Raw genomic sequence first — 17,688 nt, forward strand, 5'->3', positions numbered from 1 at the left:
AGGACATCACGCCCGTTCCGGCTTCTCCCGTTCTCCGGCCCTACTTCAGGGCGTTGGAGGCGCGGCGCTTGTTGAACACGTCGAACCCGACGGCCAGCAGGAGCACCATGCCCTTGATGAACTGCTGGACGTCGATGCCGACGCCGAGGAGCGACATGCCGTTGTTGAGTACGCCCATGATGAGACCACCGGTGATGGCCCCGATCACCGTTCCCACGCCGCCGGTCACGGCCGCTCCGCCGATGAACGCCGCCGCGATGGCGTCGAGCTCGAAGAGGTTGCCCGCTCCCGGACCGGCCGAGTTCAGGCGTCCGGTGAAGATGAGGCCGGCGAGGGCCGCCAGCACACCCATGTTGACGAAGAGCATGAAGTCGATGCGCTTGGTGTTGATACCGGACAGCTGCGCAGCCTGCAGATTGCCACCGACGGCGTAGATGTGGCGGCCGAACACGCTGTTGCTCATCACGGTGCTGTAGGCGACGATCAGGATGCCGAGGACCACGAGCACGATCGGTGTTCCGCTGCGGGAGCCGGCGAGCAGGTAGGTCACGCCGAGGATGATCGCCACGATGAACGCGAGCTTCGTGAAGAACCAGGCCTTGGGCTCGTCCTCGAGCTTGAGGCGGGCACGCGTGGCCCGGCCGCGGAGCTGGTTGAACACCAGGAGCGCGACGGCGATGACGCCGAGCCCTACCGTGGTCCAGTCGAGGATGTTGGTCTCCGCCGGGAACAGCCCGGGGAACAGGAAGCCGCCGCCGAGCTGGCGGTACTCCTCGGGGAAGCCGGTGATGCGCTGGTTCTCGAGGACGATCTGCGTGAGCCCGCGGAACACGAGCATGCCCGCGAGGGTGACGATGAAGGCCGGGATGCCCACGTAGGCGACCCAGAAGCCCTGCCATGCACCGACGAGCCCGCCGATGATCAGCGATGCGATGAAGGCCACCCACCAGGGGAAGTTGAAGTCCTGGATCATGATGCCGGACATCGCGCCGACGAAGGCCGCGACGGACCCGACCGACAGGTCGATATGCCCGGCCACGATGATCATGACCATCCCGATGGCCAGGAGCAGGATGTAGCTGTTCTGCACGATGATGTTCGAGACGTTGTCCGGCTGCAGCAGCGCGCCGCCGGTCAGCACCTGGAACAGGGTGACGATCACCAGGAGTGCGACGAAGATACCGATCTGCCGCAGCCTGCTGGTCAGGAAGGAAAACCCATCCTTGACGGTGGGAGGCGTCGTCGCAACGACAGGGTCCTTGACGGTGGTTGCCATGGAATCAGTCCTTTTCCTTGGTCATGTACTGCATGAGGAGTTCAGGGGTCGCCTGCCCGATGGGCACTTCCGCGGTGATGCGGCCTTCGGCGAGGGTGTAGATGCGGTCACAGATGCCGAGGAGCTCGGGAAGCTCCGAGGAGATGACGATGACGGCCTTCCCCTCGGCAGCCAGCCGGTTGATGATCGTGTAGATCTCGTACTTCGCACCGACGTCGATGCCGCGGGTGGGCTCGTCGAGGATCAGGACATCGGGGTCCGAGAACATCCACTTGGAGAGCACCACCTTCTGCTGGTTGCCGCCGGAGAGCTTGCCGGTGATGGCGGTGACGGTGGGCGCCTTGATGTTCATCGATCGGCGGTAGTCGCCGGCGACGACGGCCTCGCGTCCGCCGTCCACCCAGCCGCGCTTCGCGAGCTTGCCGAGGGCGGCTCCGGAGACGTTGCGCTTGATGTCGTCGATCAGGTTGAGGCCGTACCGCTTGCGGTCCTCGGTGGCGTAGGCGATGCCGTGTCGGATGGCTTCCCCGACGGTCCGTGCCGTGATCGGCGTCCCGTTCTTGTAAAGGGTGCCGGTGATGCGGGAGCCGTAGCTCCGGCCGAAGATGCTCATGGCGAGTTCGGTCCGTCCGGCGCCCATGAGTCCGGCGATGCCGACCACCTCGCCGGCGCGCACCGTCAGGTTCGCCGAATCGACGACCACACGGGCGTTCTCCTGCGGGTGGTGCACGGTCCAGTCCTCAACGCGGAGCACTTCCTCGCCGATCACCGGGGTGCGCTCGGGATAGCGGCTCTCCATGTCCCGGCCGACCATGCCCTTGATGATCCGTTCCTCCGTGACGGAGCCGTCGTGGAGGCTGAGCGTCTCGATGGTCCGTCCGTCCCGCAGGATGGTCACCGAATCCGCGATCTCCCGGATCTCGTTGAGCTTGTGGCTGATGATGATGCACGTGATGCCCTCCGCGCGGAGCCCCTTCACGAGCCCCAGGAGGTGCGCGGAGTCCTCGTCGTTGAGGGCCGCGGTGGGCTCGTCGAGGATCAGGAGCTTCACGTTCTTCGACAGCGCCTTGGCGATCTCGACGAGCTGCTGCTTGCCCACACCGATGTCGCCGGCCCGTACCACCGGGTTGAGGTCGAGGCCCACCCGCCGGAGGAGTTTGGCCGCCTCCATGTTGGTGTCGTTCCAGTTGATGAATCCGCGCTTCTCGCGCTCGTTCCCGAGGAAGATGTTCTCCGCGACGGACAGGAAGGGTGAGAGGGCAAGCTCCTGGTGGATGATGACGATGCCGTCACGCTCGCTGTCGCGGATGTCCTTAAACTCCGCGACCGTGCCCTCGAACTCGATGTCGCCGTCGTACGTGCCGTGCGGGTACACACCCGACAGCACCTTCATGAGGGTCGATTTCCCGGCCCCGTTCTCCCCGCAGATCGCGTGGACTTCGCCGCGCGCGACGTCGAGGTGGACGTCCTGCAGTGCCTTCACGCCTGGGAAGGTCTTGGTGATGCGGCGCATCCGTAGGATGTTTTCCGCCATGGTCAGGCCTCGCTTACTTGAGTGGAAGTCCCGGCAGGGGCCGGGCGAGGTACAGCACCTGTGGCTCCGGACCGGAACGGTACGGAGCCACAGGCAGAAGGGGTGCTACGGGTGGTGCGGGACCGCTACTTGAGGTCGTCCTCGGTGTAGTAGCCGGTCTCCACGAGCGCGGTCTCGTAGTTGTCGACCGTGACGATCTCCGACTCGAGCAGGTAGGACGGGACGATCTTCTCGCCGTTGTCGTACGTCTCGGTGTCGTTGACCTCGGGCTCCTCGCCCTTCATGAGGGCGTCGACCATGGTGACGGCCTGCTTGCCGAGGTTGCGGACGTCCTTGAAGATCGTGGAGTACTGCTCGCCCGCGACGATGGACTTCACGGAGCCGACCTCGGCGTCCTGGCCCGTGACGACGGGGAGGTCGTCCGCGGAGTAGCCGCCGGAGGTCAGTGCCGAGATGATGCCGATGGAGAGGCCGTCGTACGGCGACAGGACACCCTCGAGCTGTTCGCCGCCGCCGACGGTGAGCAGGTCCTCCATGCGGTCCTGCGCTGTGTCGGGCAGCCAGCGGAGGATCGCCGCCTGCTCGAAGTCGGTCTGGCCGCTGGGCACGCGGAGCACACCGCTGTCGAGGTAGGGCTGCAGGGTCTTGATGGCGCCGTCCCAGAAGAACTTCGCGTTGTTGTCATCGGGGCTGCCGGCGAAGAGCTCGACGTCGAAGGGACCCTTCTCGCCGGTCTCCTTGCCGTCGGCGTCGAGGATGCCGAGACCGATCAGCAGCGAGGTGGCCTGCTGGACGCCGACCTCCTCGTTGTCGAAGGTCGTGTAGTAGTCCACGGTGTCCGAGCCGTTGATCAGGCGGTCGTAGGCGATGACCGGGATGTCCTGTGATTCGGCCTGGTCGAGGACGCTCGTGAGGGTGGTGCCGTCGATCGAGGCGATCACGAGCGCCTTCACTCCGCCGTTGATCATGTTCTCGATCTGCGAGACCTGGGTGGGGATGTCGTCGTTCGCGTACTGGAGGTCCACCTCGTAGCCGAGCTCCTCGAGCTGGCTCTTGACGTTCTCGCCGTCGGCGATCCAGCGCTCGGACTGCTGCGTGGGCATGGCCACGCCGATCTTCGCGCCTTCGTTGGACCCGCCCTCGGCAGCGGCGTCGTCGCCGCCACCCCGGCTTCCACCGCAGGCGGTGAGGCTGAGGGTCAGGATGCTGGCGGCCGCGATGCCGGCCAGGTATTTCCGATTCATGGTGCAACTTTCTCGAGTGGAGTGTCCGGCAACGTCGCCGGCTGTTGGTGGGGCGTTCCTACAGTTTTTGTGCCAGCCGGTAGTAGGCGGCGTTCCAGCGTAATTCACGCTGGAACTCCCGCAGCCTCGTGTCGGCGTCGATCCGCAGCAGTTCGACCTCGGCGATGTCCGCGAAGTCCTCGAAGACGTCGAGGCCTACGGCTGTGGTGAGGACGGTGTGGTGTGCTGCACCGGCACTGAGCCATGCCGCTGCGGAGGTCTCGAGGCTCGGCTCCGGCTTCCACACTGCGCGCGCGACCGGCAGGTTGGGGAGCGGGGCGTCGGGCGGGACGACCTCGACGGCATTGGCCGTGAGCCGGAAGCGGTCCCGCATGTCCGACATGGCGACGACGACGCCGGGCCCGGCGTCCGTGTCGAACACGAGGCGTACGGGGTCCTCCTTGCCGCCGATGCCGAGCGGGTGCACTTCGAGGGTGGGCTTCGACGTGGTCAGGGTGGGGCAGATCTCGAGCATGTGCGCTCCGAGGATCTTCTCCTCACCCGGCACCAGGTGGTAGGTGTAGTCCTCCATGAGCGACGCACCGCCGGGCAGGCCCGCACCCATGACCTTGGCGGCCCGAACGAGGACGGCAGTCTTCCAGTCGCCCTCGGCGCCGAAGCCGTAGCCGCGTGCCATGAGCCGCTGGACGGCGAGTCCGGGCAGCTGCCGGAGCGCGCCGAGGTCCTCGAAGTTGGTGGTGAAGGCGCCGAAGCCGCCCTCCTCGAGGAAGGACAGCAGGCCGAGTTCCTGGCGTGCGCCGTAGCGCAGCGACTCGTGCCGTTCGCCACCGCGGCGCAGTTCGGGGACGACATCGTACGTCTCCTCGTACTCGGCCACGAGCGCGTCGACGTCGGCATCGGACTGGGCCTCGACGGCCGCGACGAGCTCGTTGACGCCCCACGTGTTGATGGAGACGCCGAAGCGCAGCTCCGCCTCCGTCTTGTCGCCCTCCGTGACGGCGACGTTGCGCATGTTGTCACCGAAGCGGGCGACCTTGAGTTCGTGGACCGCGGCCCAGCCCGCGGCCGCCCGCTGCCAGGAGGAGATCTTGGCGCATACGGACGCGTCCGACACGTGCCCGACGACGGTCTTCCGCGGGACGCCGAGGCGCGACTGGATGTACCCGAACTCGCGGTCGCCGTGGGCGGCCTGGTTGAGGTTCATGAAGTCGAAGTCGATCTCGTCCCAGGGCAGCGCGACGTTGATCTGGGTGTGCAGGTGCAGCAGGGGCTTGCGCAGGGCGTCGAGGCCCGCGATCCACATCTTCGCGGGGCTGAAGGTGTGCATCCAGGCGATGACGCCGATGGCGTTGTCGGCGGCGTTGACCTCGAGCGCCATGCGCCGGATGGAGGTGGAGTCCTTGAGCGTCGGCTTCCAGACCACCTTCACGGGCAGGCCGGCCTCCCCGAGGATCCGGACGATCTCCTGGGACTGCTCGGCGACCTGCTGGAGCGTCTCCTCGCCGTAGAGGTCCTGGCTGCCGGTGAGGAACCAGACTTCGTAGGCGTCGAGGGTCGTGCTGAGGGGGCTCATGCGGGGGCTCCTGGAGTCGGGGACTGACCGTACACGTTCTGGTAGCGGTCGAAGAGTGAGTCGATGTGCTCGGACTTGATGCCGGCCGGGGCGCCGAGTTGGCGGGAGATGTGGACGGTGCGTGCGACGTCCTCGAGCATGACGGCGGCCTTGACGGCGTCCTTCGCGTCCTTGCCGATCGTGAAGGGACCGTGGCTCTTCATCAGCACGCCGCGGGACCGGTGGTTCGTCAGCGTCTCGACGATGCCGCGGCCGATCGAGTCGTCGCCGATGATCGCGAACGGACCCACCGGGATCTCGCCGCCGAACTCGTCGGCCATGGCGGTGATGACGCACGGGATCGGCTCGCCGCGCGCGGCCCACGCCACGGCGTAGGTGGAGTGCGTGTGCACCACCCCGCCGACGTCGGGCATGTTGCGGTAGACGTAGGCGTGCGCGGCGGTGTCGCTCGACGGCGAGCGCTCGGACCCGGGCGTTCCCTCGATGACGTTGCCGTCGAGGTCGCACAGGATCTGGTTCTCCGGCGTCAGCTCGTCGTAACTGACGCCGGAGGGCTTGATGACGAACAGGTTCGCTCCCGGGACGCGGCCGGAGACGTTGCCGCCCGTCCAGACCACGAGTCCGTAGCGCACGAGTTCGGCGTGCAGGGCGGCGACGTCCTTCCGGACGTCGCCGATGGCGGCCTCGACCTCGGGGCTGAAGGTGCCTGCAGGCGATACGGGGCTCATGCCGACACCGCCTGGGGGGAGCGGGCCGAACGGCGCAGGGCCTTGAGCCGGTGCATGACGTCGTTGGTGCCGCGGCCGAAGTAGTCGTGCAGTTCGGTGTACTCGCGGTACAGGGCGTCGTAGGCGGCGGCGCGGTCCGCGTCGGGGGTGTAGGCGGCGCGGTTCAGGCGGCCCATCGCGGCGGCTGCCGCGTGGATGTCCTCGTAGGCGCCGGCAGCCACGGCGGCATGGATCGCGGAGCCGAGGGCCGGCCCCTGGGAACTGCCGATGACGGAGATGGGCAGGTTGAGCACGTCGGCGTAGACCTGCATGAGGAACGGGTTGCGGATGAGGCCGCCGGCGGCGACGAACTCGGTGACGGGCACGCCGGCGGCGTTGAACGTCTCCACGATCTTGCGTGTCCCGAAGGCCGTCGATTCCAGGAGTGCGCGGTAGACCTCGTGCGGCTTCGTGGCAAGGGTCAGGCCCACGATGGTGCCCGAGAGTTCGTGGTCCACGAGGACGGAGCGGTTGCCGGAGTGCCAGTCGAGGGCGACGAGTCCGTGCGCGCCCACGGGCTCGTCCTGCGCCTGCTCCGTCAGGTACTCGTGCACGCTCTGGCCCTGGGCGGTGGCGGCGTCCCGGATCTCGCCGGGCACCTGGTTCGCGACGAACCAGGCGAAGATGTCGCCGACGCCGGACTGGCCGGCCTCGTAGCCGTAGAAGCCCTCGACGATGCCGCCGTCGACGACGCCGCACATGCCCGGCACCTCGCTCAGCCGGTCGGAGTTCATGACGTGGCAGGTCGAGGTCCCCATGATGGCCACCATCTGGCCGGGGTCCGTGGCCTGCGCTGCGGGGGCCGTGACGTGGGCGTCGACGTTCCCGACGGCCACCGCGATCCCTGCCGGCAGGCCCGTCCACCCGGCGGCCTCCTCGGAGAGCGAGCCCGCCTTCGAGGCGAGGGCGCCGATGGTGTGGTCCACCTTCTCGCGGGCGAAGCCTGCGAACTCGGGGTTGAGCGCGGCGAGGAACTCCTCGGACGGGTAGGCGCCGTCCTGGTAGATCCCCTTGTACCCGGCGGTGCACGCGTTGCGCACGTACTCCCCCGTGAGCTGCCAGACGATCCAGTCGGCCGCTTCCACCCAGTGGTCCATGAGGTCGTACAGCTCACGGTCCTCCTCGAGCAGCTGCAGCCCCTTCGCGAACTCCCATTCGCTGGAGATCAGGCCGCCGTAGCGGGGCAGCCATGCCTCGCCGCGCTCGGCGGCGAGTTCGTTGATGCGGTTGGCCTGGCCCTGCGCCGCATGGTGCTTCCACAGCTTCACGTAGGCGTGCGGCCGGCCCTCGTAGCCGGGAACCTCGTTCAGAGGGGTGCCGTCGGCGAGGGTGGGCACCATGGTGCAGGCCGTGAAGTCCGTGGCGATGCCGATGACGTCCTGCGGGTCGATACCTGCCTCCTGGACCGCGGCCGGCACGGCGGAGCGGAGCACATCGACGTAGTCGGACGGAACCTGGAGGGCCCATTCGGGCGGAAGCTGCTCACCGGTCGCTGCGAGGGTCGAGTCCATGACCGCGTGCGGGTATTCGAGCGTCGAGGCGCCGAGTTCGGCGCCGTCGGAGACGCGGACGACGACGGCGCGCCCGGACAGGGTGCCGTAGTCGACGCCGATGACGTAGGTGGGCCTGTCGGCCGCGGTCGTGGCGGGTGTGCCCGTGGTGGAGTCACTCAAGGGAAGGACCTCTTTGTTCTTCTCGAGACCGCGCTGCGGTTCTCTGGTGGATCGTCGGTGCTGCCATGTGACCGTTCACATCGGCGCTCACCAGTCTAGGGGAGCGCCGGTGGGGTATGTCAATGGCCCTGCTTCGACTGCGTCCAGGAGTGAACCGACAGCCCGCCCCGTCGGGTCCGTCAGGCCGGCGCCTTCGCCGTCGACGCCCGGACGACGAGTTCCGGGACCACGTCCTGCGGGGTCCCGGCGGGGTCGGCATCCGTGCCCGCTCTCGCCTCGCCGATGAGCGCGAGCAGCCTGGCGACGCAGCGCCTGCCGAGCTCGGGGAAGTCCTGCCGGACGGTGGTGAGCGGGGGCCAGTAGTGCGCGGCCTCGGGGACGTCGTCGAAGCCCACCACGCTCACGTCCTCCGGGACGCGGCGCCCGGCCTCCCGGAAGGCGTGGAGCAGTCCGAGTGCCATCTGGTCGTTGGACGAGAAGACCGCGGTGACCCCCCTGTCCTTCGCGAGGGCGAGCCCTGCCCGGTACCCCGACTCCGCGGTCCAGTCCCCCGACAGCTGGAGCTCCGGATCGCAGCCCCAGGCCTCCATCTCGCCGCAGTACCCGCGCACACGCGCCTCCGTCTCGAACCAGCCGTCCGGACCGGCGACGTGCACGATCCGTCGGTGCCCCAGTTCGAGCAGGTGGCGCGTCGCGAGGGCGGCGCCTCCCGACTGGTCCATCGACAGCCGGTGGTCCCCCTGGGCCCGCGGTGAGTGCACGGTCACGAACGGGAGGCTGATGGACAGGCGCCCGATCTCACCGAGGGCCTGCATCTGCGGTGCCAAGATGACGAGCCCGTCGACCCCGTGGGCGAGCAGGCGGTCCAGCGCGGAGCGGATCGAACCGGCGTCCATGGCGTCGAGGTGCGCGACGTCGACGGCGTACCCCGCCTCCCGAGCCGCGCTGTCGATCGCCTGCAGGCTGGCGGCGGGCCCGTACTCGAAGCCCTTGCCCACCAGCACTCCGATGGTGGTGGAGCGGCTGGTTACGAGGGCGCGGGCGGCCCTGTTCGGGCGGAAGCTGAGCTCGTCCATGGCGGCCAGGACGCGGTCCCGCGTCTCGGCCCGCAGGCTCGGGTGCCCGTTGAGGACCCGTGACACGGTCTGGTGCGAGACGCCGGCGCGGCGGGCTACGTCCCTGATGTTCGCGGCGCGACCGGTGTCCGCCTGCCGCGTCCGCTCCCCGGGCGCTGCCTCCGGAGGGCCGGCCGCGTCAGTGGGAGTCGACAATGCTGTCGTTCCGGGCGAAGCGCCGGTTCCGGAGCACCGGCAGGAACTCGCGGACGTCGTCGACCCTGCGGCGGGTGACCTCCGCCGTGGCGAGGCCACGCTGCTCGTCCTCGAGGTGCACCTGCGGGACACCCATCGGATCGATGATGGCCGAGTGGCCGATCGTGTGGCCGCTGGACGTCCCGGCCGCGGCCACCCAGAGGGTGTTCTCGATGGCGCGCGCCTTCAGCAGTGTCTCCCAGTGCTCGATCTTGTGCTCGCCCTTGAACCAGGCCGCCGGGACGCAGATCAGGTCCGCCCCGGCGTCGGCGAGGGCGCGCGCGAGCTCGGGGAACCGGAGGTCGTAGCAGGTCATGAGGCCCACCCGGACGTCGCCGAGATCGGCGATCTTGATGCCGCCGTCGCCCGGCTTGATGCGCGTGGACTCGGAGTAGCTGAAGGCGTCGAAGAGGTGGAGCTTGCGATAGGTGTCCACGATGCGGCCCGTCGCGTCGATCAGGACGAGCGTGTTGAAGGGCCGCTCCTCGCCGCTCGGCTCGTAGCCTCCGGCGACGACGGCGATGCCGTGCTCGGCGGCGAGGAAGGACAGTTGCTGGACGAAGGAGCTCCAGTCGGCGTCGACCGCCTCCCGCAGCGAACCCTTCACCTCACCCATCGAGAACATCGACTCCTCGGGGAAGACGATCAGCCCCGAACCCGCGGCACCCGCCTCCGCGGCGAGTTCCCGCATGACGGCGAGATTCGCCTGGACGTCCCCACCCGGCCTGAACTGACCAACGCTGACCTTCATGATGCCGCCCTCATCCTTGTGCCTTTTCTCCAGCGTACAGACTCGCGCCCAGCACGGCGGAGTAGCCTTCTCCCCATGAGGAACCCGAGGACGAGCAGGCGCGTGGAACCCGGACCCGGGCAGGAGTCCGTCTGGGACTACCCGAGGCCTCCCCGCCTGGAGCGGACGCCCGCGGTCATCGAGGTGCATTTCGGCGGACGGCTGGTCATCAGCACGAGCGACGCCGTGCGGGTGCTCGAGACCAGCCACCCGCCCGTCTACTACCTGCCGATCGCCGACTTCGCACCCGGCGCGCTCGTGCCCGTCGAGGGCACCTCGCACTGCGAGTTCAAGGGCACGGCCGGCTATTTCGACGTCGTCGCAGGACCTGAGCGCAGTCCGCGCGCCGCCTGGACCTACCCCACACCGGTTCCGGGGTACGAGGACCTTGCCACCCGCGCCGCCGTCTACCCGTCGCGGATGGACGAGTGCACCGTCGACGGCGAGCGGGTCCGATCCCAGGAGGGCGACTTCTACGGCGGCTGGATCACCGCCGCCGTCGTGGGACCCTTCAAGGGCGGCGCGGGGACCTGGGGCTGGTAGCCCCGGGCCCGGTCCGGTGTCCGGAGGTCAGCCGCCGATCAGGTCGTTGACCACGATGGTCTGGTCGCGGTCGGGCCCGACGCCGATGGCGGAGAACCGGGTGCCGGACAGCTTCTCGAGCGCTCGGACGTAGGTCTGCGCGTTGTCCGGCAGGTCCTCGATGGTCCGGGCTCCCGTGATGTCCTCGGTCCAGCCGTCGAAGTACTCGAAGATCGGCTTCGCGTGGTGGAACTCGGTCTGGGTCATGGGCATCTCGTCGTGGCGCACGCCGTCGACGTCGTACGCCACGCACACCGGGATGGTCTCGATACCGGTGAGGACATCGAGCTTGGTGACGAAGTAGTCGGTGAAGCCGTTGACGCGCGAGGCGTGGCGCGCCAGCACGGCGTCGTACCAGCCGCACCGGCGGGGGCGGCCGGTGTTCACGCCGAACTCGCCGCCGGTCTTCTGCAGGTACAGGCCCATCTCGTCGAAGAGCTCCGTGGGGAACGGGCCGGCGCCGACGCGGGTCGTGTAGGCCTTGATGATGCCGATCGAGCGGGAGATGCGCGTGGGGCCGATGCCCGAGCCGACGGACGCGCCGCCGGCCGTGGGGTTCGACGACGTCACGAAGGGGTAGGTGCCATGGTCGACGTCGAGGAACGTCGCCTGGCCGCCCTCCATGAGGACCACCTTGCCGGCGTCGAGCGCCTCGTTGAGCACGAACGTGGAGTCGATGACGAGGGGCTTGAGCCGCTCGGCGAAGGACAGGAAGTACTCCACGACCTCCTCGACCTCGACGTTGCGCCGGTTGTAGACCTTGACCAGCAGTTCGTTCTTCTGCTTGAGGGATCCCTCCACCTTCTGGCGCAGGATCGACTCGTCGAAGACGTCCTGCACGCGCAGGCCGAGGCGTGCCACCTTGTCCATGTACGCGGGGCCGATGCCGCGGCCCGTGGTGCCGATGGCACGCTTGCCGAGGAAGCGTTCGGTGACCTTGTCCAGCACCTGGTGGTACGGGGCCACCAGGTGGGCATTGGCGGACACGCGCAGCCTCGAGGTGTCCGCGCCGCGGGCCTTGAGCCCGTCGATCTCCTCGAAGAGGGCCTCGAGGTTGATGACGCAGCCGTTGCCGATGATCGGGATCGCGTTGGGGCTGAGGATGCCGGCGGGAAGGAGCTTCAGCTCGTACTTCTCACCGCCGACGACGACGGTGTGCCCGGCGTTGTTACCGCCGTTCGGCTTCACGACGTAGTCGACCCGGCCGCCCAGCAGGTCAGTGGCCTTGCCCTTACCCTCGTCGCCCCACTGGGCTCCGACAATGACGATTGCTGGCATGGGATCCTCCCCCATTCGGTACGGCCCTTCCCGCGCCGCGGAGAAGTACGCCGTGCATCAGAACGCCCCAACCGTCCGCACGGTGTGCGCGGTCACTGGGGCTCTTACCATCCGAGTTTAGCCGAGCCGCTCCGGGGGCGCCGAAAATCGTGGCGCACGGCGGGTGCCGCCGCGGCTGCACGCGCCAGGTCCCGTGCACAATGGGGCATGGACCGCTTCGAAGGACACATCGCCGGCATCGGCACCGCCTCGGGCACCAGGCTGGTGATCGGCCGCTGGGACACGTCCCCGTTCGGCGCCTTCACCGACGTCATGATGGAGGATGCGGCGGGCCACCGCACACTGCTCGCTCCGACCCGGGACGTGGCGGACTACGTCGGCGCAACTTACGCGTTCGACGACGTCGTGCTCTCGCCGATCACCTCGACGCTGACGTGCGACCGCCTCGCCGTGGAGGCCGGGGACCTCCGGGTCCTCGCCGAGATCGGGGCCGTCACGCTGCTCGGACGGCTCCTCGGCCTCGTTCCGCCCCGCCTGGCCACGCACCCGCGCTGGCTGGCGCTGGTCAACCCGGTGGCGTCGGTCCTGGTGAAGGGCGTCGCGACCGCCGGCTCCGCCGGACAGGGCCGCACGGAGTACTACGGCGTCACGTCGGCGCGGGTGATCGCACGGGTGGCGGCAACCTGGCGCGGCTCCGACCTGGGTGCGCTCGCCCCCGTGAGTCCGCCCGTGCGGTTCGGCTTCAGTTCCGCCCCTGCGCGGCCGCAACTGGTGGCCGTGACCACGACGATCCGCCGCCCGGAGCACTGAGTCGGTCGGTCCTGGGTCAGCCGGTCTGTCAGCCGGTCTGTCAGCCGGTCGTCAGGGCGAGCCAGTCCTGGACGACGGCGATATCCGTCCGCTGGTAGCCGTCGATGTACCGGCAGATGGTGTTGAACCCGTAGGAGCTGACGGCGACGAGGTAGCCGTCCAGGAACACAGGGCCGCCGGAGTCCCCGGAACAGGTACCTCCGCCGCCGCGCGGATCGTTCGGATTGCCCTGCAGTTGCAGGACCTGCTCCCCGAGCTTCTGCCCGGGGGACGTCGTGCTCCGGCGCAGCAGGGGGAAGTTCATGGGCTCGGGCTTCTGCGGTCCGGCGTCGGGCTTCCTGACCTCGGTGCCGTACCCCACGACCTCGAAGATCGTCCTGTTGAGCAGCGGTGCCCGGTACTGGTCGAGGTACCCTACCGGCGCGAGCTCGGCGGGCGCGATGTTGGCTGCGGGGGCGTCGAGCACGATCACGCCGACATCGGCCCGGTCGGTGACGGGAGCTGCACCCGAGTAGTCGGGGTGCGCCGTGGAACTGCCGGACAGTGCACCGGCAGCGGCGAGGTCAGCGCCCGTGTAGCCGACGGCAGGGTCGGTGGCATGCGGGATCGCGACGGGCGGGGCATTCCCGATCACGGGATCGAACGTCACGAAGGACTTCCCCACCGTCCCCGAGACGCAGTGGGCCGCCGTCAGGAGGACCGTGGGGCTGATGAGCGTCGCGGAACAACGCTGCAGGGCTCCGGTGCCGCCGTAGGTGAAGACCAGCGCGACGCCGGGGTGATCGTCCGCGTCGGGCTCCCCACCAGTGACTGCCGTGGCGGGTGATGCGCCTGCGGCCAGCAGGACGAGCACGGCTGTGGCGGCGAGGGCGCGGCTGAGGAGCCTCATGGGTCGGGACCTTTCGAGCGGACGGGGGGTGTTGAGCCGAGCATACTGGCGGGACCGGTCCCGGCACGCACCTCCAGGGAGCGACACGACCGGGGACGTCGAGACGGCAGTGCTACCCGTCGGAAGCGGCCCGCAAGCGATCTAGGGCGACGGCGTAGTGCGGCCAGTACCGCACGCGTGCAGGCAGCAGCGGCGCGGCCAGCCGTGTGGTCCGACGGATGGCCGCGAAGGACGACTGCTCGCGGCGGCCCCACGGAAGCCCGTAGGCCTCGCGCAGGGAGGGAGGGAGGACTCCTGCGGCGAGCACGGAGGGCACCGGACGGAGCGGCAGCGGGAGGAGCGGCGGATCGGGCGCGAGGATCTGCCCCGCGATCGTCCTGGCGGTGCTGCCGACGTCGAGCGTGGCTCCCACCTGGTGCTCCACGTACCGCTCGAGGGCGGTGTAGTCCTCCGGCAGGAGTGCGTCCGGGACACCGAAGAGGTGTGCCATCCGCTTCATGTCCTGGTAGTAGGCATCCCGCTCCCCCGCCGGGACCGCACGGAGGAAGCCGTCCGTGACCTCGAGGGCGCTCCAGACGAGGGTCGAGAACACCCACAGGGCGAGCTCGGGATGGTCCGCGCTGTAGGGCGTGCCTGCCGGCAGCGATGCGCTGGGCTCGGGCAGGGTACCCCGCACGGGTCGGTGCTTCCGCGCCACATAAGCTGCGGCGGAACGGACCTGGGCCTGGTCGCCGAAGGAGACGGTGAGGACGGCGTCGAGCGTGCCGCGCAGGCGTTGCAGGGGGTCCGTGGCGAATCCGCTGTGGGCCCGCACGCCCTCGGCCACGAGCGGATGCGCCAGCTGCAGCAGGAGCGCGGCCGGCCCCCCGGCGAAGATGGCGCGTTCGCGGGCGATCCGCCACGCAGCCGAGCCCGGCCCGAAGATCCCCGGATCACCCGTTGTGCCGGGCGCAGGAGCCTGAGGGAAGAACCGGCCGAGCCCCTTCACGCGCCACCCTCCCCGTACACCGCCGCGGAGCCGCCGCCCGCCGCCGCGCTGGTTCCCTCGTTGCCGGCATTCACGTCGTCGTTCACGTTGTCGTTCACGTCGTCGTTCTGGCCGTCGTTCCCGTCGTCGACCCACTCCAGCAGATCTCCGGGCTGGCAGCCCAGCACCCTGCACATCGCCTCGAGCGTGCTGAACCGGACGGCCTTGGCGCGCCCGTTCTTCAGTACGGCAATGTTGGCCGGCGTGAGGCCGACGCGGTCCGCGAACTCCCCCACGCTCATCTTCCGCCGGGCGAGTTCGACGTCGATACGCACCACGATGGGCATCAGATGACCTCGTCCAGCTCCGTGCGCAGCTGGCGCGCCTCGGCATCCCGATCGACCGCCTGGACGAGCAGCGCCCTCAGCACGAGCACGATCAGCGCCACGGCCGCGATCATGACAGCCACTCCCCCGATCAGCAGCACGACGCCGGGAGCCACGGCCTCCCCGGGCGCGAGGGCGACTCCGAGGCCGAATGCGAACAGGCTCGCAGCGGCGAACGCGCCGATGACCGTGTCGACCAGCCGGAAGGCGTCCGGCGAGAAGACGGTCCCGCGGCGCACCATGGTCAGCAGGCCCCAGACGCAGACCACGGCTGCCTGGAGGGCGAGGATTCCGAGCACCGTCAGGACGACGAGCGGTGTCCGGATCAGGGCGACGTCGGGGTCGGCGGAGTCGAGGTCGATGCCGAGGAGCGACAGCATCACCACCTGGATGAAAACGGCACCCGCGAACATCAGGCACAGCACCACGCGTAGCGCGACGACGGTAATTCGACCCATGACAGCTCCTTCTATGCCGACTTACGACATAAAGCTATCGTTAATCAATAGACGACGCAAGAGCTCCTGCAGCAGGGCGTGAGGAACTACGGATCGCCGCACCCGGGGCAGGATGCAGCGCCGCCCCGCACCCTTCGCCGCCGACGCCCGGTGGACGTCCGGAGCCTGCGGCGCAGGAGTCAGATGGAGAAGTCAGACCCCGGGTTCGTCGCATCGAGATACTCCCGGACCGCGCTCTGCGGCACCCGGTAGGACCGCCCGAACCGGATGCTGTGGATGGTTCCCGATTGCACCAGCCGGTAGACCGTCATCTTCGAGACCCGCATCATCGCGGCGACCTCGGCCACCGTGTACAGCTGTCCCGTGCTTACCTTTGTGGACATTGCAGCACCACTTCCATCCGCCTCACCACGTGCCGTGGAGCTATTAACTCTGGTCCCGGGAGTAACGGCAGCACAAGAAACCCAACTACTCGTTTATCACCTGCAACAGCAAGTACCAGGCGCCTCACCAGAGACACTCCGGCGTCTGACCGCCGCCCGTGCGTGCACTGCCAGAACAGAGGAATGGCGGGGCGAACGATCGCCCCGCCATTCCTCCAGCCGATGCAGCTGCTTCCCGTGGCGTCAGCCCGCCAGCTGGGCGCCCGCCTCCGGATCGGACTCCCTGAGGAAGACCGCGATGCGCTCGGCCTCCTCGACCTCGCCGATGGACGCCGCAGCCCGACCCAACGCGAAGAGCGCCCGGAGGAAGCCCCGGTTCGGCTCGTGGGAGTAGGGAATCGGACCAGCACCGCGCCAGCCGCTGCGCCGGAGCGCGTCGAGGCCGCGGTGGTAGCCGGTACGGGCGTACGCGTAGGACTCGATCGTCCGGCCCTCGGCGTAGGCCTCGTCCGCGAGGATCGCCCACACGAGCGACGACGTCGGGTGCCGGGCTGCCAGGTCGACGGCCTCGTCACCGGCCGCGAGGCGCTCGACGACGTCGGGTTCCTCGGGCAGGAGGGTGGGCTCGGGTCCCAGGAGGTTCTTCCGGAACTCGCCGGACACGGGCTAGAGCTTCTTTCCGGCGGACCCGAGGGACGCGGCGGCCTCGACGACACGGGCCGAGAGGCCGGCCTCGGCGGAGGCGCCCCAGACGCGGGGGTCGTAGGTCTTCTTGTTGCCGACCTCGCCGTCGACCTTCAGCACGCCGTCGTAGTTGCGGAACATGTGATCGGCGATGGGACGCGTGAACGCGTACTGGGTGTCGGTGTCGATGTTCATCTTGATGACGCCGTAGGAGACGGCGTCGGCGATCTCCTGGTCCGAGGAGCCCGAACCGCCGTGGAACACGAGGTCGAAGGGCTTGTCCTTACCGATCTTCTGGCCCACCTGGTCCTGGATGTCCTTGAGGATCTCCGGGCGCAGCTTCACGCCGCCGGGCTTGTAGACGCCGTGGACGTTGCCGAAGGTCAGCGCGGTGATGTACCGGCCGTTCTCGCCGGCACCCAGGGCATCCACAGTCGCCAGGGCGTCCTCGACCGTGGTGTACAGCTTGTCGTTGATGGCGTTCTCCACGCCGTCCTCCTCGCCGCCGACGGTGCCGATCTCCACTTCGAGGATGATCTTCGCGGCAGCGGCGCGGGGCAGGATCTCGCGGGCGATCCGCAGGTTCTCCTCGAGGGTCTCGGCGGAGCCGTCCCACATGTGGGAGTTGAAGAGCGGGTCGCGGCCGTTCTTCACGGCGTCCTCGGACGCGGCCAGCAGCGGCAGCACGAAGTCGTCGAGCTTGTCCTTGGGGCAGTGGTCCGTGTGCAGGGCGATGTTCACGTCGTACTTCTTCGCCACTTCCTTCGCGAACGCCGCGAAGCCGAGCGACCCGGCGACCATGTCCTTCACGCTCGCACCGGACCAGTAGGCAGCGCCGCCCGTGGAGACCTGCACGATGCCGTCCGAACCCGCTTCGGCGAAACCACGCATCGCAGCGTTCAGGGTCTGGGAGGAGGTCACGTTCACAGCCGGGAAAGCGAACCCGCCCGCCTTCGCGCGGTCGATCATCTCGGCGTAAACATCAGGGGTGGCAATAGGCATGCTGAGGACTCCTTAGTGGTGGGAAGTGCTTGCTTCATCCTAGCGAGCGGACCTGCCGGGCGCAGTGGAAGTGAACGCCTCA

17 protein-coding genes and 1 pseudogene are annotated in these 17,688 nt (G+C 68.7%); 2 read left to right on the plus strand and 16 right to left on the minus strand.

Annotated features, from left to right (window positions below; all coding sequences use genetic code 11):
• Window positions 1–40 precede the first annotated feature (40 nt).
• The 8 genes from mmsB to P5G52_RS00655 form a co-directional block, all read right to left on the minus strand.
• Complete coding sequence (mmsB, locus tag P5G52_RS00620) at window positions 41–1,276, minus strand: multiple monosaccharide ABC transporter permease (RefSeq protein ID WP_301224060.1); 1,236 nt, start codon at window positions 1,274–1,276, stop codon at window positions 41–43.
• 4 nt (window positions 1,277–1,280) lie between these two features.
• On the minus strand, window positions 1,281–2,810 hold the full coding sequence (gene mmsA, locus P5G52_RS00625) for a multiple monosaccharide ABC transporter ATP-binding protein (protein ID WP_301224061.1): 1,530 nt from the start codon (window positions 2,808–2,810) through the stop codon (window positions 1,281–1,283).
• Between the two features lie 125 nt (window positions 2,811–2,935).
• Window positions 2,936–4,054 carry a multiple monosaccharide ABC transporter substrate-binding protein gene (chvE, locus tag P5G52_RS00630; RefSeq protein ID WP_301224062.1) on the minus strand — a complete coding sequence of 373 codons (1,119 nt, stop codon included), beginning with the start codon at window positions 4,052–4,054 and terminating at the stop codon, window positions 2,936–2,938.
• 58 nt (window positions 4,055–4,112) lie between these two features.
• Window positions 4,113–5,627 (minus strand): L-arabinose isomerase, encoded by a 1,515-nt coding sequence (araA, locus tag P5G52_RS00635; RefSeq protein WP_301224063.1) that lies wholly within the window; start codon window positions 5,625–5,627, stop codon window positions 4,113–4,115.
• A complete protein-coding gene (locus P5G52_RS00640) occupies window positions 5,624–6,355 on the minus strand; it encodes an L-ribulose-5-phosphate 4-epimerase (RefSeq protein ID WP_301224064.1) in 732 nt (243 codons plus the stop codon). Before P5G52_RS00640 ends, araA begins: the two co-directional genes overlap by 4 nt.
• A complete protein-coding gene (araB, locus tag P5G52_RS00645) occupies window positions 6,352–8,067 on the minus strand; it encodes a ribulokinase (RefSeq protein WP_301224065.1) in 1,716 nt (571 codons plus the stop codon). Before araB ends, P5G52_RS00640 begins: the two co-directional genes overlap by 4 nt.
• Window positions 8,068–8,246: 179 nt before the next feature.
• Complete coding sequence (locus P5G52_RS00650; RefSeq protein WP_301228572.1) at window positions 8,247–9,251, minus strand: LacI family DNA-binding transcriptional regulator; 1,005 nt, start codon at window positions 9,249–9,251, stop codon at window positions 8,247–8,249.
• Window positions 9,252–9,321: 70 nt separating this feature from the next.
• Window positions 9,322–10,128: a carbon-nitrogen hydrolase family protein gene (locus P5G52_RS00655; protein ID WP_301224066.1), complete on the minus strand. Its 807-nt coding sequence runs from the start codon at window positions 10,126–10,128 to the stop codon at window positions 9,322–9,324.
• 75 nt (window positions 10,129–10,203) lie between these two features.
• On the opposite strand from P5G52_RS00655, the gene P5G52_RS00660 reads away from it, so the two are divergent.
• Complete coding sequence (locus tag P5G52_RS00660; RefSeq protein WP_301224067.1) at window positions 10,204–10,710, plus strand: DUF427 domain-containing protein; 507 nt, start codon at window positions 10,204–10,206, stop codon at window positions 10,708–10,710.
• Between the two features lie 27 nt (window positions 10,711–10,737).
• Here P5G52_RS00660 and P5G52_RS00665 read toward each other — a convergent pair whose 3' ends face one another.
• Window positions 10,738–12,027 (minus strand): adenylosuccinate synthase, encoded by a 1,290-nt coding sequence (locus P5G52_RS00665; protein ID WP_301224068.1) that lies wholly within the window; start codon window positions 12,025–12,027, stop codon window positions 10,738–10,740.
• A gap of 207 nt (window positions 12,028–12,234) precedes the next feature.
• On the opposite strand from P5G52_RS00665, the gene P5G52_RS00670 reads away from it, so the two are divergent.
• The gene (locus P5G52_RS00670; protein WP_301224069.1) at window positions 12,235–12,837 is read left to right on the plus strand and encodes a hypothetical protein; all 603 of its coding nucleotides are present in this window, start codon (window positions 12,235–12,237) and stop codon (window positions 12,835–12,837) included.
• A gap of 40 nt (window positions 12,838–12,877) precedes the next feature.
• Here P5G52_RS00670 and P5G52_RS00675 read toward each other — a convergent pair whose 3' ends face one another.
• From P5G52_RS00675 to fbaA, 7 genes and pseudogenes are all read right to left on the minus strand, one after another.
• Complete coding sequence (locus P5G52_RS00675) at window positions 12,878–13,726, minus strand: S1 family peptidase (protein ID WP_301224070.1); 849 nt, start codon at window positions 13,724–13,726, stop codon at window positions 12,878–12,880.
• Between the two features lie 112 nt (window positions 13,727–13,838).
• Window positions 13,839–14,714 carry an oxygenase MpaB family protein gene (locus P5G52_RS00680; protein WP_301224071.1) on the minus strand — a complete coding sequence of 292 codons (876 nt, stop codon included), beginning with the start codon at window positions 14,712–14,714 and terminating at the stop codon, window positions 13,839–13,841.
• A 122-nt stretch (window positions 14,715–14,836) separates the two neighbouring features.
• Window positions 14,837–15,040: pseudogene (locus tag P5G52_RS00685) on the minus strand (helix-turn-helix domain-containing protein); the annotation flags it as partial.
• Window positions 15,040–15,537 (minus strand): DUF2975 domain-containing protein, encoded by a 498-nt coding sequence (locus P5G52_RS00690; RefSeq protein ID WP_301224072.1) that lies wholly within the window; start codon window positions 15,535–15,537, stop codon window positions 15,040–15,042. The gene P5G52_RS00690 and the pseudogene P5G52_RS00685, both read right to left, overlap by 1 nt.
• A gap of 179 nt (window positions 15,538–15,716) precedes the next feature.
• A complete protein-coding gene (locus P5G52_RS00695) occupies window positions 15,717–15,920 on the minus strand; it encodes a helix-turn-helix domain-containing protein (protein WP_301224073.1) in 204 nt (67 codons plus the stop codon).
• A gap of 243 nt (window positions 15,921–16,163) precedes the next feature.
• A complete protein-coding gene (locus P5G52_RS00700) occupies window positions 16,164–16,583 on the minus strand; it encodes a DUF3151 domain-containing protein (protein ID WP_301224074.1) in 420 nt (139 codons plus the stop codon).
• Window positions 16,584–16,586: 3 nt separating this feature from the next.
• Window positions 16,587–17,606, minus strand: coding sequence for a class II fructose-bisphosphate aldolase (gene fbaA, locus P5G52_RS00705; protein ID WP_301224075.1), 1,020 nt, complete (start codon window positions 17,604–17,606; stop codon window positions 16,587–16,589).
• Between the last annotated feature and the right edge of the window lie 82 nt (window positions 17,607–17,688).

Source organism: Arthrobacter burdickii (genome assembly GCF_030433645.1).
GTDB classification, from domain to species: domain Bacteria; phylum Actinomycetota; class Actinomycetes; order Actinomycetales; family Micrococcaceae; genus Arthrobacter_D; species Arthrobacter_D burdickii.